Source organism: Rubrivivax gelatinosus, from assembly GCF_016583785.1.
In the GTDB taxonomy this organism is placed as follows: Bacteria; Pseudomonadota; Gammaproteobacteria; order Burkholderiales; family Burkholderiaceae_C; genus Rubrivivax; species Rubrivivax gelatinosus_B.
Genome location: NZ_NRRU01000077.1, coordinates 1 through 18,468, shown reverse-complemented (window position 1 = coordinate 18,468; position 18,468 = coordinate 1). Strand labels below are relative to the sequence as shown.

Here is an 18,468-nt window from a genome sequence, read left to right as displayed (position 1 = left end):
TCGAACTCCTTTGAAAACGGTTCAGGCCGCCTGCGCGGCGGGTTCGAGCAGCGGGCCTATCAGTTCATGCACGACGGCGACGGTGTGGCGCAGCTCGGCTTCGCTGCTGTCGCGGCCGAGCGAGAAGCGCAGCGCGGCACGCGCGTGTTCGGCCGGCTCGCCCATCGCCAGCAGCACATGCGACGGCAGCGTGCCGCCGGCGCTGCAGGCCGCGCCCGAGGACGCGACGACGCCGGCACGCTCCAGCCGCCCCAGCACCAGCTCGGCGTCGAGCATGCCGAAACGCAGGCAGCTGGTGTTGGCGATGCGCGGCGCGCGTGCGCCGTAGATCTGCACGCCGGGCAGCGCGGCCAGGCCGGTTTCGAGCAGCGCACGCAGCGCCGCCATGCGGGCGACGTCGTCGGCGCGGGTGGCGGCGGCGCGGTCGCAGGCGGCGGCGAAACCGGCGATGCCGGGCAGGTTCTCGGTGCCGCCGCGGCGTTTGCGCTCCTGGCGCCCGCACAGCAGCGGCGGCAGCGCGAAACCCTTGCGCACGACGAGCGCGCCTATGCCCTTGGGGCCGTGCAGCTTGTGCGCCGACAGGCTCATCAGGTCGGCGCCGCTGGCGGCGAAGTCCAGCGCCGCCTTGCCGGCGAGCTGCGTCGCGTCGACGTGCAGCCGGGTGCCGGCGGCGTGCGCCAGCTCGGCCAGCTCGGCCGTGGGCATCAGCACGCCGGTCTCGTTGTTCGCGCCCATCACGCTGACCAGCGCGACATCGGGCGTGATCGCGGCGCGCGCGGCGTCCAGGTCGAGGCGGCCGTCGGCGTGCACCGGCAGCCGCGTCACCGGCACGCCTTCGCCTTCCAGCCGTGCCGCCAGCGCCAGCAGCCCGGGGTGTTCGACGGCGCTCAGCACCAGGCGCTCGCGCCGCGTGCCGCGGGCGGCGTGCAGGGCGCCGAGCACGGCGCTGTGGTTGGCCTCGGTCGCGCCGCTGGTGAACACCAGCTCGGCCGGCTGGCAGCCCAGGAAGCTGGCGACACGGTCGCGTGCATCGGCCAGCAGCCGCCGCGCCTGCTGGCCGGGTTCGTGGGTGGACGAGGGGTTGGCCCAGGCGACTTCGAGCGCGTGCAGCATCGCCGCCACGGCCTCCGGCGCCGGCGCCGTGGTCGCGTTGTGGTCCAGGTAGATCGTGGCCCGGTTCATGGCCAGAAGACGCGTTGCGTGTCGCGGCAGACCTGGGCCAGCGCCTGTTCCAGCGTCAGGCCCTGGCCTTGCAGCGTCCAGCGGCCTTCGACGTGGTCGCGTGCGTGCAGGCGCCAGCGGCCGCCGCCTTCGGGCTCGAACCAGGCGATCGCGATCTCGCCGCCGGCCGGGTCGACCTTGCGCGAGCAGTTGGCGCTGAGGATCTTCCAGCCCTGGCCTTCGGCCTCCAGCCGGGGTTTAACGTAGCGGTAGCGGCTGCGCGCGGCCAGCGCGCGTTCGATGCGCGCCGCGTCCAGCGCGACGACGGCGGCGCCGGAGCGGCCGCGGTCGACGGGCGGGCGGCGCACGGCGGCGTTCACTGGGGCACCCTAAGGCCTGCGGCCGGTCCCGCCAGGCGGGAATGAGCCCCGGACAAGTCCTGAGGGCTCATTGGGGCACCCTTCGGCCTGGCGGCCGGTCCCGCCGAGCGGGAATGAGCCCCGGACAAGTCCTGAGGGCTCATCCGCCGGCCCCGGCGGCGGGCGCCAGTTCCTCTTCCAGGCAGCCGAGCACGCAGACGCCGAAGTCCACCAGGTACAGCGGCACCTTGGCCTCGGCGTGGTGGCCGACCTGGACGATCTCGCCCGGGCCGCCCTGGACGACCAGCAGCTGGTCTTCTTCGGCGTCGGGCACCGTGCCGTCGTTGTAGAGGTCGGTCGCGGCCAGGACTTCCTGGCCCCATCGGTAGCGCGGTTGGCGGGTGTCGAGCATCGTGGGTCCTCTTCAGCGCAGGTCTTGCAGCCGTTCGGCGTCGGCGCCGAGCTGTTCGAGCACCTCGGGCGGCAGGCGGTCCAGCGTGCACAGCTCCTTCGCGCGCATGCCGACCTGGTGGCCGTGGCGCACGAACTCGACGGCGTAGATGTAGTACTGCTGCAGGAAGGTGCCGACCGAGCGCACGTAGCCGAGCTCGCCGCGTTCGACCAGCACCTCGCCGATGTCGCGGCCCTGGAAGGTGCCGTCGTTGCGCACGACGCTGCGGGCGAGCACGCGCTCGCCGATCTCGAACCGCGGCGGCAGCGCCAGTTCGACCTCGTCGTCGTCGCGAACGATGTCAGCCATGGCGGCGTTCTCCTTCGGCGGGGCCGCCGCGCAGTTCGGCGGCACGTTCCCGGGCGCGGGCGGCGACCTCGGGCTCGGGGTCCAGCAGCAGGCGCTCCAGCACCGCGCCGACGGCACGCGCCGCGGCGGTATGCCGCACCAGCCAGTCGCGGTCGTGCGCCAGCGGTTCCAGCAGCGGCGCCGGCAGGCGCTCGGCGGCGACGCGGCGCACTTCGGGCGCGGCGTCGTCGACCAGGCGCCACAGCGCCGGCATCACCACGCGGTGGGCGACGACCAGGCGCACCTGCAGGTCGCTGTCGTGCAGCAGCAGCGGCAGCAGCGCCTCGGGCAGGCGGCGCGCGACGGTGGCGCGCACTTCGTAGTCGGGGTCGCGCAGCATCGTCGGCAGCTCGGCCTCGGCCAGGCGCTGGGCGACGCGGATGCGCACCTCGCGGTGCGGGTCCTCGCGCAGCCGGCCGAGCAGGCGCTGCGGCAGGCGCAGCGCGACCTGCAGGCGCACGGTCTCGTCGGGGTCGGCCATCAGCGCCGGCAGGTGGAAGACGTCGGCGTGGCGCGCGGCGATGGCTCGCACCTCGAAGTACGGGTGCGCGAGCTGCGGCGTCGCCAGCTTCGGGTGCTGGCGGAAGAAGCGGTCGATGCGGCGCGCGTAGGCGTCCTGCATGCAGCTGCGGCCGGGTTCGCAGCCGCCGCCGGCACGCAGCGCGGCGTGCGGGCAGGCGGCGCAGTCCAGCGCCTGGCCCTGCCAGTCGCGCACGGGGATGTCCTGCCAGTCGGCGCTGTGGTTCATCGGGGTGCTCCGGCTTCGCTGCCGGTGGCCCGGGCCCAGGCGGCGGCACCCGAGACCGGCGGCAGGCCGTCGGCTTCGGGGTCCTCGCCGACCAGCGCCCGCACGCGCACGGCTTCCAGCACCGAGGCGCCGACGCGGTCCTGCGGGTCGAGCGCACGCAGCACGGCCAGCGCGTCGCGCGCTTCCAGCGGGTCGTCCAGGCGCAGGCTGAGGTAGGCGTAACCCTTCAGCAGGAACAGCAGGAAACGCACGCGGGCGTCGCCATCGGCGCCGGGCAGCGGTTCGAGCGGCAGCTCGCGCCACAGCGGCGGCAGGCCGAGCGCACGCGTGGCGACGACGAGCGCGCGGCGCGCGACGTCGCGTGCCGGTGCCAGCCGGTGGCCGAAGAAGTGATGCCGGTAGAAGGCGATCAGCACCGCCGGGTGCTCGGGCGCCAGCGCCTGGGCGCGCATCAGCGCCGCAATCGCCAGCGCCGGCTCGTCGGCGCGCTGCCGGCCGGCTTCGGCGAGCGCGGCTTCGGCGGCGGCCGGCAGGCCGCGGCCCAGCACCGCGTCGTCGAAACCGTCGGCCGCGGACGTCATGTCGCCCCTAGGCGCGGCTGACGCGGCGCAGCGAGTCCAGCGACACGCTGGCCATCGCCGGCGGCGCGCTGGCGGCGCTGGAGCAGCCGCAGGCTGCCTGCTTGGGGTCGATGAAACGCAGGCCGGTGGCAGCGAGCGAGTCGCTGAAGTCCACCGTCACGCCGTCCAGCAGCGCCGCGCTGGCGGCCGGCAGGAAGACCCGCAGGCCGTTGACGTCGAGCACCGTGTCGCCGTCCTGCGGCGCGGCGTCGATGCTGAAGCTGCTGGCGAGGCCCGAGCAGCCGCCCGGCGCCACCGACAGCCGGAAGCCGCCGCCGGGCTGTTCCGAGAACCGCACCATGCGGCGCATGAACTTCTCGGCGGACGGGGTGACGCTGACCTGGGCGGTCATCGTCAAACCTTCTTTATGCAGTTGTCGACGGGGCAGACGGCTATGCAAGCCGGGGCATCGAAGTGGCCTTCGCACTCGGTGCACTTGGCCGGGTCGATGATGAAGTTGCCGCCCTTTTCGCGGATGGCGGTGTTGGGGCATTCGGCTTCGCAGGCGGAACAGCCGGAGCACATGGAGGCGATGATCTTCAGGGCCATGGTTTTCTCCTTCAGGAGGCAGTGGGTGGGTCAGGCCGCGGCTTCGGTGCCGCCGGTGTAGGCGCCCTGGCGGATGCGCGCGTCGCCCCGGGCCTGGTGGACGATGGCGCCGCTGGCGATGCGTTCGCGGTAGTCGGCAAACCACGCGAGCGCCGCCTTCTCGATGTATTCGTGGGCATAGCGGTCGACCGGCTCGATGCCGGCGGCCTGCAGTTCGTCGCGCGGGCAGGCGCCGATCTTGGCGACCAGCACCGCATGGCAGTCGCCCAGCGCCTGGACGATGGACGGCAGCTGCTCGTCCTCGCCGTAGCCGCCCTGGCAGTACAGGTCGACGCGGCGGTGGCCGACGAAGGTGGCGGCGCCGGCGCCGACTTCGTAGACCTGGAACTCGGTCGCGTGGCCGAAGTGCTGGTTGACCTTGCCCTGGCCTTCGGTGGCGACGGCGACCAGCAGCTTCAGGTCGTCGCGGGTCAGGCCGGCGTCGAAGGCTTCGGCGAGCGCGTCGACCTTGGCCTGGTGCTGGCGGGCGCGCTCGGCCTCGACCTGCTGCTGGTAGGCGCGGCGCTTGTCGATGTCGTAGACGACGGCCATCTCGTCGATCTTGTCCAGCGTGAACTCGTCGCTGCGGTCCTCGCCCAGCATGCCGACGGCGTCGGCGCGGCACTGGCGGCAGTGGCGCATCAGGTTGGCGCCGCCGGCGCAGGCGTCCTGCACCGCCTTCAGCTCCTGCGCCGTCGGGCCGCGCTGGCCGTTCAGGCCGTAAAAAGTGCCGTGCTCGGGCTCCGAGATCAGCGGCATGATGTTGTGCAGGAAGGCGCCGCGCGCCTTGACGGCCCGGTTCACCTCGATCAGGTGGGCGTCGTTGACGCCGGGGATCAGCACCGAGTTGACCTTCACCAGCACGCCGCGTGCAGTCAGCATCTCCAGGCCCAGCATCTGGCGCTGGTGCAGGATGGTCGCGGCCTCGACGCCGGTGTAACGGCGGTGCTCGTGGTAGATCCAGGGGTAGATCTTCGCGCCCACCGCCGGGTCGACCATGTTGATCGTGATCGTGACGTGGTCGACGTTGTATTTGACGATCTCGTCGACCCAGTCGGGCAGCGCCAGGCCGTTGGTCGACAGGCAGAGCTTGATGTCGGGCGCCTCCTGCTGCAGGCGGCTCATGGTCTCGAAGGTCTTCTTCGGGTTGGCCAGCGAGTCGCCCGGGCCGGCGATGCCCAGCACCGTCATCTGCGGGATCGCGCTGGCCACCGCCAGCACCTTCTTCACCGCCTGGTCGGGCGTGAGCTTCTGGCTGACGACGCCGGGGCGGCTCTCGTTGCTGCAGTCGTACTTGCGATTGCAGTAGTGGCACTGGATGTTGCAGGCCGGCGCGACCGCGACGTGCATGCGCGCGAAGTGGTGGTGCGCCTCTTCGGAGTAGCAGGGATGGTTCTTGACCTTGTCCCAGATCTCCGCCGGCATGTCCTCGGGGCCGGCCGAGGAGCCGCAGCTGGACTTGCCGGCGCCGCCGCTCGTGCCGCAGCCGCCGCCGGTTTCGGGCAGGGTTTCGGCCAGGGCGGGCCGGCCGCGGCGGAGGTCACCGATCGAGATGAAAGCGGTCTGGCTCATGGCGGGCCCGTCGGTTGTGGACGAGCCTGCTCAGCGAGAGCCGTGCCATGCCCTGATCCCTTGCGGATCAAGGACTTAGGCGTGTCGTGCGGGCGTCGTGGGCTGTGGCCTTCACGACAAAACCGACAGCGGCCGGTGGCCGCGGGGCTTTCAGTGGGCCGCGGCCGGGGGCGGCGTGTCTTCGCCGGCGTCGGGCGGCGCGGCGGCGGCGACGCGGTAACTCTCGCTGGCCCAGGCGCCGAGGTCGAGGTTGCGGCAGCGTTCGCTGCAGAACGGGCGCCAGCGGTTTTCCGGCACGAAGGGCGACGGCTTCTTGCAGGCGGGGCAGGGGACGAGGCGGGGCGAAGCGGTCACGGGTCGGAAACGGGCCGGAAGGCCTTCAGGCGCAGAGGGTGAGTTCGAAGTCGCGGTCTTCGGCGGCCAGGCGCAGCCGGCCTTCGGCGTCGGGGCGCATCAGGCGCACGCCGACCATCAGGCGGTGGCCGGTCATCTCGGGCACCAGGCCGTCGTCCAGGCGCACGCGCATCAGCTGGTAGGTCTTGCCCGAGGGCAGGCTCTGCTGGTACTGGCCGGCGGTGGCGACGACACGCTGCGGCACGCCGCTGTCGCGCAGCAGGCCCAGCAGCACCTGCAGGCCTTCGGCCATAGGCGACAGCGTCGCGATCCAGCCCAGCAGGTCGGCGCGGCGGCGCGCCGGCTCGAGCTGCTGCCAGCCGTAGTAGGCCGGCAGGTCGAATTCGCAGGTGCCGCCCGGGATGCCGATGCGGCTGCGGATGCTCATCAGCCAGTCGTTGCTCTGCAGCGCCTGGCCGGCTTTGCCTTGCAGCTGGTTCAGCCCGTCGTAGGCGCGGTCGATGCGGCCGACGATCTGGTCGAGCGCGGCTTCGGAGATGTAGGGGTTGCCGCGGTAGGTCTGCAGCTGCGAGCGGTGGCGCTCGAGCTCCTTCAGCAGGTCGCTCTTCAGGTCGGCACGCGAAGCGACGTCCATGATCTCGAAGATCGTGGCGATCGCGAAATGGTGGTCTACAGGGGCGTCACGCGCGACGAGCTGGCCGAGCCGGTCGAACAGGTGCTCGAGCCGCAGCATCGTGCGGATGCCCTCGTTGAACGGGTACTCGTACAGAACCAAGGGAGGTGCTCTTCGCAGGGAAGCTCAGTGCGGCGCATTGTTCCACAGCGCCCAGAGGGCACGGACCTCGTGCTCGAGATCCCCGAGCGACTTCCCGTCATTGAAGACCACGGCGTCGGCGATGCGCCGGCGCTGCGCACGCGGCGCCTGCTGGGCGATGACGCGGCGCACCGCGTCTTCGCTCCAGCCGGAGCGCCGCGTCACACGCTCGACCTGGGTCTGTTCGAGGCAGTCGACGACCAGGATGCGCTGGCAGCGGGCGCGCCAGTGGCCCGACTCGGCGAGCAGCGGCACGTCGAAGACGACCGGGTGCGCAGCCGCTGCCTCGGCCCGGCGCAGCGCCTCGGCGCCGATCATCGGGTGCAGCACGGCTTCGAGCCGGCGTTTGGCGCCGGGGTCGGCGAAGGCGAGTGCGCGCATGCGCTCGCGGTCCAGCGCGCCGTCGGCGCCGACGATCTCGTGGCCGAAAGCGGCCGCCAGCGCCGGCAGCGCGGCGCCGCCGGGGGCCGTCAGTTCGCGGGCGATGGCGTCGGTATCGACGACCACGGCGCCGAGTGCGGCCAGCAGCGCCGCGACCGTGCTCTTGCCGCTGCCGATGCCGCCGGTGAGGCCGAAACGCCGCGGCCCGGGGGTTTCTAGGCCCAGCCTATCCACGACAGCACCGTCTCGCGGCCGGCGAGCAGCACGACGAGGCCGCCGCCTGCCAGGAAGGGGCCGAAGGGCACGAAGCGGCCTTCGCGCAGCGAACCGGTGGCCTTCATGCCCAGGCCGACGATGGCGCCGATGACCGAGGCCATCAGCACGATCGGCACGATCGCCTGCCAACCCAGCCAGGCGCCGAGCGCGGCGAGCAGCTTGAAGTCGCCGTAGCCCATGCCTTCCTTGCCGGTGGCGAGCTTGAACAGCCAGTAGACCGACCACAGCGAGAGGTAGCCGACGGCCGCGCCAGCCAGCGACTCGGCCAGCGTCAGCGGCGGCAGCCAGCCGAAGGCGGCGGCCGCCAGGCCCGCCCAGAGCAGCGGCAGCGTCATGCCGTCGGGCAGCACCGTCGTGTCCCAGTCGATCAGCGCCAGCGCCAGCAGCACCGCGACCGCGGCGCACCACAGCAGCAGCACCGGCTGCGCGCCCAGGCGCCAGGCGACGGCGGCGAAGAGGGCCGCGGTGGCGATCTCGACCAGCGGGTAACGCGCCGAGATGCGCGCCTGGCAGCCCGAGCAGCGCCCGCGCAGCACCAGCCAGCTCGCCACCGGGATGTTCTCGTACCAGCGGATCACGTGGCCGCAGGACGGGCAGCGCGAGCGCGGGCGCGAGATCGTGAACGGCGCCAGCGCTTCGAGCTTCTTCTCCAGCCCCAGGCCGGCCTGCGCCAGGCCCGCCGGCGCGTCGCCGCCGAAGACGCGGCGGAAGGAGTCGCGGTCGGTCAGCTGCCCGGCGACGTCGGCCCACCACTGGCGCTCGAGCATCAGCGGCACGCGGTGCACGACGACGTTGAGGAAGCTGCCCACCATCAGCCCGAGCAGCGCCAGCGCCCACGGCGACAGCAGCAGGTCCAGCGGCAGCGAAGCCGCCCAGTCGGCGGCGATCAAACGACCGCGCCCAGCTTGAAGATCGGCAGGTACATCGAGACCACGATGCCGCCGATCAGCACGCCCAGGATGACAATGATGAAGGGCTCCATCAGGCTGGACAGGCCTTTGACCATGTCGTCGACCTCTTCTTCGTAGAACTCGGCCGCCTTGCCCAGCATGTGGTCGAGCGAGCCGGACTCTTCGCCGATCGAGGCCATCTGCAGCACCATCGTCGGGAAGACCGAGGTCGCGGTCATCGAGGTCGTCAGCGCCGAGCCGGTGGAGACGTCCTTCTGGATCTGCTCGGTGGCCCGGGCGTAGACCGCGTTGCCCGAGGCGCCGCCGACCGAGTCGAGCGCCTCGACCAGCGGCACGCCAGCGGCGAACATCGTCGACAGCGTGCGCGTCCAGCGGGCGATCACCGATTTCTCGATCAGCGTGCCGAAGACCGGCATGCGCAGCAGCAGCCGGTCCATCGTCATCTGCATCTTCTCGGAGCGTTTCCAGGACTGCAGGAAGAAGTAGGTGCCGCCGAAGATGGTGCCGAAGATCAACCACCACCAGCTGACGAAGAACTCGGACAGCGCGATCACGAACAGCGTCGGCGCCGGCAGGTCGGCGCCGAAGGAGCGGAACACCTCCTTGAACGCCGGGATCACCCAGATCATGATGACCGTCAGCACGACGAAGGCGACGACCATCACCGCCACCGGGTACATCAGCGCCGACTTGATCTTCTGCTTCAGCGCCATCGTCTTTTCCTGGTAGATCGCCAGGCGTTCGAGCAGCGCTTCCAGGATGCCGCCGGCTTCACCGGCCTCGATCAGGTTGCAGTACAGCGAGTCGAAGTGCAGCGGCTGCTTGCGGAACGCCGCCGACAGGCTGGTGCCGGTCTCGACGTCGGAGCGGATGTCGGTCAGCAGCTTGGTCATGCGCGGGTTGGAGCTGCCGCGCGCGACGATGTCGAAGGACTGCAGCAGCGGCACGCCGGCCTTCATCATCGTCGCCAGCTGGCGCGTGAAGATCGCGATGTCCTTCTGCTTGATCGAGCGGCCGCCGCTGGTGCGGCGCTTCTTCACCTTCGTGACCAGGATGCCCTGGCGGCGCAGGCTGGCACTGACGACGGCCTCGCCCCCGGCGCGGATCTCGCCGCGCACGAGCTTGCCGTTCTTGTCCTTGCCTTCCCACTCGAAGATCTGTTCCTTGGCGGCGCTCTTGGCGCGCGCTGCGGATGCTGCTGTGACCATGGATCGTGTCGGGAGGCGGTTGGTTATTCGTTGGTGACGGTGATGACTTCCTCGAGCGAGGTGACGCCCAGGCGCACCTTCACGAGACCGGACTGGCGCAGGTCACGCACGCCTTCGCGCCGCGCCTGATCGGCGATGTCCAGCGCGGTGCCTTCGGAGAGGATGACACGCTGGATGGCCTCGGTGATCGGCATCACCTGGTAGATGCCGACGCGGCCCTTGTAGCCGTTGTTGCAGGCGGAGCAGCCGACCGCGCGATACGGTTTCCAGCTTCCGTCCAGATCGCTCTCTGTATACCCGGCCTTGAGCAAAGCCTCGCGCGGATACTCCGCCGGTTTCTTGCAGACTTCACACAAACGCCGTCCAAGGCGTTGCGCGGTGATCAGCAGCACGCTGGAGGCGATGTTGAACGGCGCCACGCCCATGTTCAGCAGCCGGGTCAGCGTCGACGGCGCGTCGTTGGTGTGCAGCGTGCTCATCACCAGGTGGCCGGTCTGCGCCGCCTTGAGCGCGATGTCGGCGGTCTCCAGGTCGCGGATTTCGCCGACCATGATGATGTCCGGGTCCTGCCGCAGGAAGGCCTTCAGCGCTGCCGCGAAGGTCAGCCCCGCCTTGTCGTTGACGTTGACCTGGTTGATGCCGGGCAGGTTGATTTCGGCCGGGTCCTCGACGGTCGCGATGTTCACGCCCGGCTGGTTCAGCATGTTCAGGCAGGTGTAGAGCGACACCGTCTTGCCGCTGCCGGTAGGCCCGGTGACGAGGATCATGCCGTAGGGGCGCTGGATCGCGGCCAGCAGCCGGTCCTTCTCGACCTTCTCGTAGCCCAGGGCCTCGATGCCGAGCTTGGCCGAGGACGGGTCCAGGATCCGGATCACGACCTTCTCGCCGAACAGCGTGGGCAGCGTGCTGACGCGGAAGTCGATCGCCTTGCTGCCGAACTTCAGCTTCATCCGGCCGTCCTGCGGGACACGCTTCTCGGAGATGTCCATGCGCGAGATGACCTTGATGCGCGAAGCCAGCTTGTCCTTGATCGCGATCGGCGGCTGGGTGATCTCGCGCAGCTCGCCGTCGATGCGAAAACGCACCCGGTAGTTGTATTCGTAGGGCTCGAAGTGCAGGTCGGAGGCGCGGGCGTTGATCGCGTCGATCAGCATCTTCTGCAGGAAACGCACGACCGGGGCGTCCTCGACCTCGGTCTGGACCTCGGCCTCGGCGGTGGTCGTGGCGTCGTCGCTGACGTCGAAGTCGAAGTCCTCGCCGGCCAGGGTCTCGAGCACCTCGTTGGCGTTCTGGCCCTGGGCGTCGAGCTGGCGCATCAGCTTGTCGTATTCGACGATGACCCATTCCGGGGTCAGCTGGGTCGCGAACTTGATGCGCTCGACGGCTTCCTGGTCGGTCGGGTCGGCGGCGCCGATGAACAGGCGGTTGCCGCGCTTGCCGAGCACGATGATCTGGTACTGCGCCGTCGTGCGCGCGTCGAGCAGGTTGCGCGGCAGCTTCTGCAGGTCGACGGCGTTGAGGTCCAGCAGCGGCAGCGCCAGCGCGCTGGACAGCGTGTGCGCGAGTTCGTCGGGTTTGATCGCGCCGGCGGCGATCACGGCCGAGATGAAGCTGGTCTTGCGCTCGCGCGCGCCGCGGGCGAGTTCCTCGGCGGTGCGTGCGTTCAGCTTGCCGGCGTGCACCAGCACCCGGGCGACGCCGGACAAGGCGGTCTGCTGCGTCTCGACGGGGGTGTCGGCGGGCATGAAGGGTCAGTCCGGGCGGCGCATAACCGGACGATCATCGCCGATACCGCCACCCCTGTAAACGCGGAACACGGCCGCTTTACCGGCGCACGTGGCCGCCTCGCGCGGCGGCCGCCGGCACTCAACGTGCGCCCAGCAGGTCTTCGCTCAGCGGCTGGTCGGTCAGGTTGCCGCCCCAGGCGCCGACCAGCGCCTGGATGGTCTGCGCCACCACCCGGCACGGCGGCGACAGCTTGCCCTGGCGCGGCAGCGCCAGCGCCACGTGGCGGTGCAGGTCGGGCTGCACCAGGCGGCTGGCCTGCAGGCGGCCGGCGGCCAGGTCCTGGGTGATCGAGTAAGGGCCCAGCACCGAGTACAGCGGCCGGCCGGTGCCGCGCGCCACCAGCTCGCGCTGGATGGTCAGCGAGTCGGCCTCGAGCACGGCGCGCAGCTGGAAACCCAGGCCGCGTGCGGCGTCGTCCAGCGCGCTGCGCCAGTGGCTGGGCCGGCGCGGCAGCACCAGCGGCAGCCCGGCCAGGCGCGAGAAGGCCACGGTGGGCTGGCGCGTGAGCTCGTCGCCCGGGGCGCTGACGAGGTAGGTGCGGGCCACGCACAGCGGGATCTCCTCGCCGCCGGCAGGCTTGCGAAAGCGGATCAGGATCGCCAGGTCGACCGTGCCGCTGTCGAGCATCGCGTCGAGCTCGGTGCCCTGGGCCTCGGCGATGTCGAGCTGGATGCCCGGCTGCTCGGCCTCCAGGCGCTCGTGCAGGCGTGTCAGCAGCGGGTGCGCGGCCGACGGGATGATGCCCAGCCGCACCTGGCCCAGCAGCTGGCCGGCGTCGGCGTGCAGGTCCTGCGTCAGCTGCTCGGTCTCGTGCATCCAGGCGCGCAGGCGCACCGAGGCGCGTGTTCCCAGCTCGGTCAGCACGACGCCGCGGCCGGTGCGGCGGAACAGCGGGCCGCCGCACAGCGACTCGAATTCGGTGATCTGGCGGCTGATGTGCGACTGCACCGTCTGCCGGCGCGCAGCCACCTTGCTGATGCAGCCGGCCTCGGCCACTTCGAGGAACAGGCGCACGCTGGCAACGTTCACGGCAGGGTCTCCGGTGGGGCTCCAGAGTTGCCTTCGCAGGCAATTCTGAAAGCTTGGAATTGTATCTATGACGATATCGCGTCGTTTCCTACAGTGGCCTCCATCGCAACCCCACCTGAAAGGAAATAGACATGAATGCGATCGACCTGCGTGGCCTGAACCCCGCTCCCGTCACCCCCTTCACCCGTGACGGCGCGGTGGACTATCCCGCGATCCAGCGCCTGGGCAGCTGGCTGGCCAGCGTGCCGGGCGTCAAGAGCCTGACCGTGCTCGGCCACGCCGGCGAAGGCACCTTCCTGGAACGCGACGAACAGTGCCGCGTCATCGAAGCCTTCCGCGAGTCCGTCGGCGGCAAGCTGCCGATCATCGCCGGCATCACGCTCGAAGGCACCCAGGTCGCCGGCGAGGAAGCCAAGCGCGCCGTCAAGGCCGGCGCTTCGGCCGGTCTGCTGTACCCGTCGCACGGCTGGCTGCGTTTCGGCTACCAGAAGGGCGCGCCGCAGGACAAGTACAAGGCCGTCTACGAAGCCAGCGGCCTGCCGCTGATCCTCTTCCAGTACCCCGACGCGACCAAGTGCACCTACGACCTGGAAACGCAGCTCGAGATCGCCGCGTTGCCGGGCGTCTTCGCGATGAAGAACGGCGTGCGCAACATGAAGCGCTGGGACCGTGAAATCCCCGTGATCCGCAAGGAACGCCCGGACCTGCAGATCCTGACCTGCCACGACGAGTACCTGCTGCACACGATGTTCGACGTCGACGGCGCGCTCGTCGGCTACGGCTGCATCGCACCGGAAGTGCTGGTCGAGATGATCGCCGCCGGCAAGGCCAAGGACTACAAGAAGGCGCGTGAACTGCACGACCGCCTGCTGCCGGTCACGGCCAACGTCTACCACCGCGGCTCGCACATGGAAGGTTCGGTCGCGCTGAAGTGGGCGCTGGTCGCGCGCGGCATCCTCGAGCACGCCGCCGTGCGTTCGCCGCTGCTGCCGCTGGCCCCGGGCGCCGAGCACGAGATCTCCGCCGCGATGGCCGCCGCCGGCCTGGGTCGCGTGCGCTGATCCAGCCCTAGCGGACAGGGCGGCCGGCTCGCGCCGCCCTGTCCGCCGGCCTTCGCGAGCCTGCCTCGAACACGATCTCGCCGATCGTTTGCGAACGACAACGACAACAACACGGCGGAGACAGGCATCGCATGGAGGCCCCCACGGCCTGCCGCCCGGCCCCGCGAGGCACGGGCCGGCGACTCGCGGGCCGGGCGGCGCTGTCTCGCTGAGACACGAGAGAGATAGTCCATGAACTCCACCCGCCCTTGCGCCTGGCGATCGCCGCCGGGCACCGCGTGCGCCGTCAGTCCGCTGCTCGCGCTCCTGCTCGCCGCCGGTGGCGCGCAGGCCCAGGTCACCCTCGGCGGCACGCTCGACGTCGCCACGCGCCATGTCGACAACGGCTCGCTCGGATCGATGAATTCGGTCGTCAGCGGCGCCAACACCACCAGCAAACTCGTCATCCGCGGCCAGGAAAACCTGGGCGCCGGCCTCAGCGCCGGCTTCTACCTCGACGGCACCATCCTCGCCGACAGCGGCACTTCGAACACGCCGTTCTGGGACCGCCGCGCCACCGTGAGCCTGGCGCACCAGCGTTTCGGCGAACTGCGCATGGGCCGCGACTGGGTGCCCTCGCAGCTGACCTGGAACGCACTCGACCCATTCGCGACGCTGGGCATCGCCGGCGCGAACACCTTCCGCACGCCGTTCGGCTCGCGGGCGATGGGCCAGGCCTTCGGTGCCACCGCCACCGCCGCGGCGCAGAACCCGACGCTGCGCGTGGCCAACGCGGTCGAGTTCATCCTGCCCGCCGGGCTCGCCGGCTTCAACGGCGCGCTGATCGCCACGGCCGGCGAGGGCGGCTCGGCGGGTGCCGGGCAGACCAAGGGCGATGGCTTTCGCGTCGGCTGGGCGCAAGGCGCCTGGCAACTGGGCGCGTCGCAGTTCACGGTGCGCAACGCCGCCGGCGACGACGACTTCAGCGACCGCGTCTGGGGCCTTGCCTACGACGCTGGTTTTGCCAAGCTCAGTTTCGGCCAGCGCCGCTGGAACTACCGCAGCGACACGACGACGAACAGCCTGGTCGGCCTGACCGTGCCGCTGGGCGCCGGACAGTTCAAGTTCAGCTACCTGCGCGCCGACCAGACCGGCGCCACCGCCGCGCTCAGCGCCAACGACGCCACGCTGCTGGGCGTCGGCTACGTCCATTCGCTGTCCAAGCGCACGGCGCTGTACGCGCATGCGGCGCGGCTCAGCAACCAGGGCGGCGCCAGCTTCGCCATTGCCGGCGGGCCCGCCACCAGTGGCCTCAGCACCGCCGCCAACTACTTCGGCGGTCAGCGCTCCACGGGCTTCGAGCTCGGGATGCGGCAAGATTTCTAGGAATCGTGGTCATGAAAAACTCTTCAGTGCTGCCGGCCGACGGCCGGATCGACGACGGCGCTGCCGGCGAACGCGGTGCCGCGTCGCCGCTGGCCAGTGCCAGGCTGCTGTTCCGTCTCGAGAACGTGCCCTTCTGCCGCTGGCACACCAAGGCCCGCGTGATCATGGGCAGCGCGACCTTCTTCGACGCCTTCGACGCGCTGTCGCTGGCCTTCGTGCTGCCGGTGCTCGTCGGCCTGTGGCACCTGTCGCCCGCCCAGGTGGGCCTGCTGATCGCCGCCGGCTACCTCGGGCAGGTGATCGGCGCGCTGCTGTTCGGCTGGGTGGGCGAGCGTTACGGCCGGGTGCCGGCGATCTCGACCGCGGTCGGCGTGATGTCGGTGATGAGCATCGCCTGCGCCTTCGCCGGCAACTACGAGGTGCTGTTCCTGCTGCGCCTGCTGCAGGGCATCGGCGTCGGCGGCGAGGTGCCGGTGGCGGCCACCTACATCAACGAGCTGTCGCAGGCCAAGGGGCGCGGGCGCTTCTTCGTGCTCTACGAACTGATCTTCCCGCTCGGCCTGCTGGCCGCGGCGCAGGTCGGGGCCTTCATCGTGCCGCGCTACGGCTGGGAGTACCTGTTCCTCGTCGGCGGCATCCCGGGCGTGCTGATCCTGCTGTTCATGATGCGGCTGCCCGAGTCGCCGCGCTGGCTGGTCGGCAAGGGCCGGCTGCACGACGCCGAACGTGTCATCCGCCAGGTCGAGGCCGCCACGCCCAAGCGCAGCCTGGACGAGCAGCGTGACGCCGAGCAGATCGAGAAGCGTGTGAGCGGCCTGGCCGACGGCATCACGCGGCAGAACAAGGCTTCGTGGAAAGAGCTGTTCTCGGTCGTCTACCGGCCGCGCACGCTGGTGGTCTGGGTGCTGTGGGCGTCTTCGTACTTCGTCGCCAACGGCATCAACAACTGGCTGCCGACGCTCTACAAGACGGTCTACCACCTGCCGCTGCAGGAAGCCCTGCGCATGGCCTCGCTGAGCAACGTGCTGAGCGTGTGCGCGGTGCTGGTCTGCGCGCTGTTCGTCGACCGCATCGGCCGCCGGCGCTGGGCCATCGGCAGCTTCATCGTCTGCGGCGTCCTGCTCGGCACGCTGGCCTTCCTCGGCGCCGAAAGCGCCTGGTCGGTGATGCTGCTGGGCTCGTCGGCCTACGCGGTGATGGGCACGACCACCGTGCTGCTGTACCTGTACACGCCGGAGATCTACCCGACGCGCATGCGGGCCATCGGCACCGGCCTGGCGACCTCGTGGCTGCGGGCGGCCTCGGCCACCGCGCCGGCGGCGGTGGGCTTCGTGCTCTCCGGCTATGGCATCGCCACCGTGTTCGGCATGTTCGCGGCGATGACCGTCATCGGCCTGATCGCGGCGCGCCAGATGATCGAGACGGCCAACCGCTCGCTCGAAGAGATCTCGCCTTGAACCCGGGCTGATGCTCCCCGGCGCGGGCCCGAGCCGCGCCGGTCTTTCCGATCTCCCGAACAACAACAACAATGGCCCCGGCCCACCCGGCCGGGGCCCTACGAGACAGCAACCCGCAGTTTTCGTTTTAAGGAATCCAGATGAATACGATGACCATCGCCAGCAGCCGCGCCAACGCCTGGGAAGGCTTCGCCGGCGGCCGTTGGGAAACCGCAGTCGACCTGCGCGGCTTCATCCAGAAGAACTACACCCCCTACGCCGGCGACAGCGCCTTCCTCGAAGGCCCGACGACACGCACGCTGGCGCTGTGGCACAAGCTGCAGGAACTGCTCAAGCAGGAGCAGGCCAAGGGCGTGCTCGACGTCTCGGCCGACCGGCCGTCGACCATCGTCGCCCACGACGCGGGCTACATCGACCAGGACCTGGAACTCATCGTCGGCCTGCAGACCGACGCCCCGCTCAAGCGCGCGATCATGCCCAACGGCGGCCTGCGCATGGTGCAGTCGGGCCTGAAGGCCTACGGCTTCGCCTGCGACCCGGTGGTCGACGAGGTCTGGACCAAATACCGCAAGAGCCACAACCAGGGCGTCTTCGACGTCTATTCGGCCGAGATCGCCAAGGCGCGCAAGTCGGCCGTGCTGACCGGCCTGCCCGACGCCTACGGCCGCGGCCGCATCATCGGCGACTACCGGCGTGTGGCGCTGTACGGCGTCGACACGCTGCGCAAGTTCAAGCAGCAGGAATACAAGGACCTCGACGCGCGCGAGTTCACCGAGGACGTGCTGCGGCTGCGCGAGGAACTGTCGGAACAGGGCCGCGCGCTCGAAGAGCTGAAGCTGATGGGCGCGAAGTACGGCTTCGACCTCGGCCGCCCGGCGCAGAACGCACGCGAGGCGGTGCAGTGGACCTACCTGGGTTACCTGGCCGCGGTGAAGGAACAGAACGGTGCCGCGATGTCGCTGGGCCGGGTCTCGACTTTCCTCGACATCTACATCCAGCGCGACATCGACGCCGGCCTGATCGACGAGGCCCGCGCGCAGGAGCTGATCGACGACCTCGTGGTCAAGCTGCGCATCGTGCGTTTCCTGCGCACCCCCGACTACGACCAGCTGTTCTCGGGCGACCCGACCTGGGTGACCGAAGGCATAGGCGGCGTCGGCGAGGACGGCCGGCCGCTGGTGACGAAGAACAGCTTCCGCTTCCTGCAGACGCTCAACAACCTGGGCCCGGCGCCCGAGCCCAACCTGACGGTGCTGTGGTCGGAGAAGCTGCCTCAGGGTTTCAAGGACTTCTGCGCCAAGACCTCCATCGCCACCTGCTCGGTGCAGTACGAGAACGACGACCTGATGCGGCCCTACTGGGGCGACGACTACGGCATCGCCTGCTGCGTCTCCGCGATGCGCATCGGCAAGCAGATGCAGTTCTTCGGTGCCCGTGCCAACCTGGCCAAGGCGCTGCTGTACGCGATCAACGGCGGCCGCGATGAAGTGAGCGGCGAGCAGGTCGGCCCGGTCGCCGAGCCCATCACCTCGGAGGTGCTGGACTACGACGAGGTCATCGCCAAGTTCGTGCCGACGATGCAGTGGCTCTCGGGCGTCTACATGAAGGCGCTGAACGCGATCCACTTCATGCACGACAAATACGCCTACGAACGCATCGAGATGGCGCTGCACGACCGCGACATCCTGCGCACGATGGCCTGCGGGGTGGCCGGGCTGTCGGTGGTGGCGGATTCGCTGTCGGCGATGCGCCATGCCAAGGTGCATGTGATCCGCGACGAGCGCGGCCTGGCCACCGAGTTCCGGCTCGAGGGCCACTACCCCGCGTTCGGCAACAACGACGAGCGTGTGGACTCGATCGCCAGCTGGATCGTCGAGACCTTCATGGGCTACCTGCGCCAGCAGAAGGCCTACCGCGGCGCGACGCCGACGATGTCGGTGCTGACGATCACGTCCAACGTGGTCTACGGCAAGAAGA

The 18,468-nt window shown here is 70.3% G+C and carries 20 protein-coding genes; 4 read left to right on the top strand and 16 right to left on the bottom strand.

From position 1 onward, the window contains the following. Window positions 1-21: 21 nt before the first annotated feature. The 16 genes from CKO43_RS18365 to CKO43_RS18290 form a co-directional block, all read right to left on the bottom strand. On the bottom strand, window positions 22-1,182 hold the full coding sequence (locus tag CKO43_RS18365) for a cysteine desulfurase family protein (protein WP_200379498.1): 1,161 nt from the start codon (window positions 1,180-1,182) through the stop codon (window positions 22-24). Then, window positions 1,179-1,541 carry a DUF3024 domain-containing protein gene (locus CKO43_RS18360; protein ID WP_200379497.1) on the bottom strand — a complete coding sequence of 121 codons (363 nt, stop codon included), beginning with the start codon at window positions 1,539-1,541 and terminating at the stop codon, window positions 1,179-1,181. Before CKO43_RS18360 ends, CKO43_RS18365 begins: the two co-directional genes overlap by 4 nt. 139 nt (window positions 1,542-1,680) lie before the next feature. After that, window positions 1,681-1,932 carry a nitrogen fixation protein NifZ gene (locus tag CKO43_RS18355; RefSeq protein ID WP_200379496.1) on the bottom strand — a complete coding sequence of 84 codons (252 nt, stop codon included), beginning with the start codon at window positions 1,930-1,932 and terminating at the stop codon, window positions 1,681-1,683. 12 nt (window positions 1,933-1,944) lie between these two features. Beyond that, the gene (locus CKO43_RS18350; RefSeq protein ID WP_200379495.1) at window positions 1,945-2,280 is read right to left on the bottom strand and encodes a nitrogen fixation protein NifZ; all 336 of its coding nucleotides are present in this window, start codon (window positions 2,278-2,280) and stop codon (window positions 1,945-1,947) included. After that, the gene (locus tag CKO43_RS18345; protein WP_200379494.1) at window positions 2,273-3,067 is read right to left on the bottom strand and encodes a 4Fe4S-binding leucine-rich repeat protein; all 795 of its coding nucleotides are present in this window, start codon (window positions 3,065-3,067) and stop codon (window positions 2,273-2,275) included. Before CKO43_RS18345 ends, CKO43_RS18350 begins: the two co-directional genes overlap by 8 nt. Next, window positions 3,064-3,648 carry a hypothetical protein gene (locus tag CKO43_RS18340; RefSeq protein ID WP_200379493.1) on the bottom strand — a complete coding sequence of 195 codons (585 nt, stop codon included), beginning with the start codon at window positions 3,646-3,648 and terminating at the stop codon, window positions 3,064-3,066. The genes CKO43_RS18345 and CKO43_RS18340 overlap by 4 nt, the downstream gene beginning before the upstream one ends. A gap of 7 nt (window positions 3,649-3,655) precedes the next feature. Then, the gene (locus CKO43_RS18335) at window positions 3,656-4,039 is read right to left on the bottom strand and encodes a HesB/IscA family protein (protein ID WP_200379492.1); all 384 of its coding nucleotides are present in this window, start codon (window positions 4,037-4,039) and stop codon (window positions 3,656-3,658) included. A gap of 2 nt (window positions 4,040-4,041) precedes the next feature. Beyond that, window positions 4,042-4,236 (bottom strand): 4Fe-4S dicluster domain-containing protein, encoded by a 195-nt coding sequence (locus CKO43_RS18330; RefSeq protein ID WP_200227367.1) that lies wholly within the window; start codon window positions 4,234-4,236, stop codon window positions 4,042-4,044. Between the two features lie 30 nt (window positions 4,237-4,266). Continuing rightward, complete coding sequence (gene nifB, locus CKO43_RS18325; RefSeq protein WP_200379491.1) at window positions 4,267-5,847, bottom strand: nitrogenase cofactor biosynthesis protein NifB; 1,581 nt, start codon at window positions 5,845-5,847, stop codon at window positions 4,267-4,269. 150 nt (window positions 5,848-5,997) lie between these two features. Further along, window positions 5,998-6,201: a DNA gyrase inhibitor YacG gene (locus CKO43_RS18320; protein ID WP_200379490.1), complete on the bottom strand. Its 204-nt coding sequence runs from the start codon at window positions 6,199-6,201 to the stop codon at window positions 5,998-6,000. Between the two features lie 25 nt (window positions 6,202-6,226). After that, window positions 6,227-6,976, bottom strand: a complete 750-nt coding sequence (gene zapD / locus CKO43_RS18315) for a cell division protein ZapD (protein WP_200227373.1) — start codon at window positions 6,974-6,976, stop codon at window positions 6,227-6,229. A gap of 24 nt (window positions 6,977-7,000) precedes the next feature. Beyond that, entirely contained in the window at window positions 7,001-7,630 is a 630-nt protein-coding gene (gene coaE, locus CKO43_RS18310; protein WP_200379489.1) for a dephospho-CoA kinase, read from the bottom strand. After that, window positions 7,612-8,562 carry a prepilin peptidase gene (locus tag CKO43_RS18305; protein WP_276570315.1) on the bottom strand — a complete coding sequence of 317 codons (951 nt, stop codon included), beginning with the start codon at window positions 8,560-8,562 and terminating at the stop codon, window positions 7,612-7,614. The genes coaE and CKO43_RS18305 overlap by 19 nt, the downstream gene beginning before the upstream one ends. Beyond that, the gene (locus CKO43_RS18300) at window positions 8,559-9,791 is read right to left on the bottom strand and encodes a type II secretion system F family protein (RefSeq protein WP_200227377.1); all 1,233 of its coding nucleotides are present in this window, start codon (window positions 9,789-9,791) and stop codon (window positions 8,559-8,561) included. The genes CKO43_RS18305 and CKO43_RS18300 overlap by 4 nt, the downstream gene beginning before the upstream one ends. Before the next feature lie 23 nt (window positions 9,792-9,814). Continuing rightward, a complete protein-coding gene (pilB, locus tag CKO43_RS18295; RefSeq protein WP_200379488.1) occupies window positions 9,815-11,536 on the bottom strand; it encodes a type IV-A pilus assembly ATPase PilB in 1,722 nt (573 codons plus the stop codon). A gap of 121 nt (window positions 11,537-11,657) precedes the next feature. Further along, window positions 11,658-12,608, bottom strand: a complete 951-nt coding sequence (locus tag CKO43_RS18290) for a LysR substrate-binding domain-containing protein (RefSeq protein ID WP_200227381.1) — start codon at window positions 12,606-12,608, stop codon at window positions 11,658-11,660. A 131-nt stretch (window positions 12,609-12,739) separates the two neighbouring features. Here CKO43_RS18290 and CKO43_RS18285 point away from each other — a divergent pair, with 131 nt between their 5' ends. The 4 genes from CKO43_RS18285 to CKO43_RS18270 all read left to right on the top strand — a co-directional run. Next, window positions 12,740-13,669, top strand: coding sequence for a dihydrodipicolinate synthase family protein (locus tag CKO43_RS18285; RefSeq protein WP_200227383.1), 930 nt, complete (start codon window positions 12,740-12,742; stop codon window positions 13,667-13,669). Window positions 13,670-13,900: 231 nt separating this feature from the next. Then, window positions 13,901-15,034, top strand: a complete 1,134-nt coding sequence (locus CKO43_RS18280) for a porin (RefSeq protein WP_200379487.1) — start codon at window positions 13,901-13,903, stop codon at window positions 15,032-15,034. A gap of 11 nt (window positions 15,035-15,045) precedes the next feature. Then, window positions 15,046-16,491: an MFS transporter gene (locus CKO43_RS18275; RefSeq protein ID WP_200379486.1), complete on the top strand. Its 1,446-nt coding sequence runs from the start codon at window positions 15,046-15,048 to the stop codon at window positions 16,489-16,491. Between the two features lie 140 nt (window positions 16,492-16,631). Beyond that, on the top strand, window positions 16,632-18,468 hold a 1,837-nt coding region (locus CKO43_RS18270), incomplete at its 3' end, for a pyruvate formate lyase family protein (protein ID WP_200379485.1).

What these genes read in the sequence shown, in the direction of transcription:
- CKO43_RS18365 (WP_200379498.1), bottom strand. Translation starts at nt 1,182, where the DNA reads ATGAACCGGGCCACGATCTACCTGGACCACAACGCGACCACGGCGCCG.
- CKO43_RS18355 (WP_200379496.1), bottom strand. Translation starts at nt 1,932, where the DNA reads ATGCTCGACACCCGCCAACCGCGCTACCGATGGGGCCAGGAAGTCCTG.
- CKO43_RS18350 (WP_200379495.1), bottom strand. Translation starts at nt 2,280, where the DNA reads ATGGCTGACATCGTTCGCGACGACGACGAGGTCGAACTGGCGCTGCCG.
- CKO43_RS18345 (WP_200379494.1), bottom strand. Translation starts at nt 3,067, where the DNA reads ATGAACCACAGCGCCGACTGGCAGGACATCCCCGTGCGCGACTGGCAG.
- CKO43_RS18340 (WP_200379493.1), bottom strand. Translation starts at nt 3,648, where the DNA reads ATGACGTCCGCGGCCGACGGTTTCGACGACGCGGTGCTGGGCCGCGGC.
- CKO43_RS18335 (WP_200379492.1), bottom strand. Translation starts at nt 4,039, where the DNA reads ATGACCGCCCAGGTCAGCGTCACCCCGTCCGCCGAGAAGTTCATGCGC.
- CKO43_RS18330 (WP_200227367.1), bottom strand. Translation starts at nt 4,236, where the DNA reads ATGGCCCTGAAGATCATCGCCTCCATGTGCTCCGGCTGTTCCGCCTGC.
- nifB (WP_200379491.1), bottom strand. Translation starts at nt 5,847, where the DNA reads ATGAGCCAGACCGCTTTCATCTCGATCGGTGACCTCCGCCGCGGCCGG.
- CKO43_RS18300 (WP_200227377.1), bottom strand. Translation starts at nt 9,791, where the DNA reads ATGGTCACAGCAGCATCCGCAGCGCGCGCCAAGAGCGCCGCCAAGGAA.
- pilB (WP_200379488.1), bottom strand. Translation starts at nt 11,536, where the DNA reads ATGCCCGCCGACACCCCCGTCGAGACGCAGCAGACCGCCTTGTCCGGC.
- CKO43_RS18285 (WP_200227383.1), top strand. Translation starts at nt 12,740, where the DNA reads ATGAATGCGATCGACCTGCGTGGCCTGAACCCCGCTCCCGTCACCCCC.
- CKO43_RS18280 (WP_200379487.1), top strand. Translation starts at nt 13,901, where the DNA reads ATGAACTCCACCCGCCCTTGCGCCTGGCGATCGCCGCCGGGCACCGCG.
- CKO43_RS18275 (WP_200379486.1), top strand. Translation starts at nt 15,046, where the DNA reads ATGAAAAACTCTTCAGTGCTGCCGGCCGACGGCCGGATCGACGACGGC.